The organism is Citrobacter sp. S55_ASV_140, from assembly GCF_018919505.1.
Taxonomy (GTDB): domain Bacteria; phylum Pseudomonadota; class Gammaproteobacteria; order Enterobacterales; family Enterobacteriaceae; genus Citrobacter; species Citrobacter werkmanii.
Genome location: NZ_JAHLQZ010000436.1, coordinates 1 through 489, shown reverse-complemented (window position 1 = coordinate 489; position 489 = coordinate 1). Strand labels below are relative to the sequence as shown.

1 rRNA gene is annotated in these 489 nt (G+C 53.8%); it reads right to left on the bottom strand.

Features of this window, described 5'->3' with window-relative positions:
- Positions 1-489, bottom strand: a 23S ribosomal RNA gene (locus tag KQJ18_RS24395); the annotation flags it as partial.

The window sequence follows — 489 nt, the reverse complement described above, 5'->3', positions numbered from 1 at the left end:
GGTTAGCTCAATGTATCGCTACACTTACACACCCGACCTATCAACGTCGTCGTCTTCAACGTTCCTTCAGGAGACTCTAAGTCTCAGGGAGAACTCATCTCGGGGCAAGTTTCGTGCTTAGATGCTTTCAGCACTTATCTCTTCCGCATTTAGCTACCGGGCAGTGCCATTGGCATGACAACCCGAACACCAGTGATGCGTCCACTCCGGTCCTCTCGTACTAGGAGCAGCCCCCCTCAATTCTCCAGCGCCCACGGCAGATAGGGACCGAACTGTCTCACGACGTTCTAAACCCAGCTCGCGTACCACTTTAAATGGCGAACAGCCATACCCTTGGGACCTACTTCAGCCCCAGGATGTGATGAGCCGACATCGAGGTGCCAAACACCGCCGTCGATATGAACTCTTGGGCGGTATCAGCCTGTTATCCCCGGAGTACCTTTTATCCGTTGAGCGATGGCCCTTCCATTCAGAACCACCGGATCACTA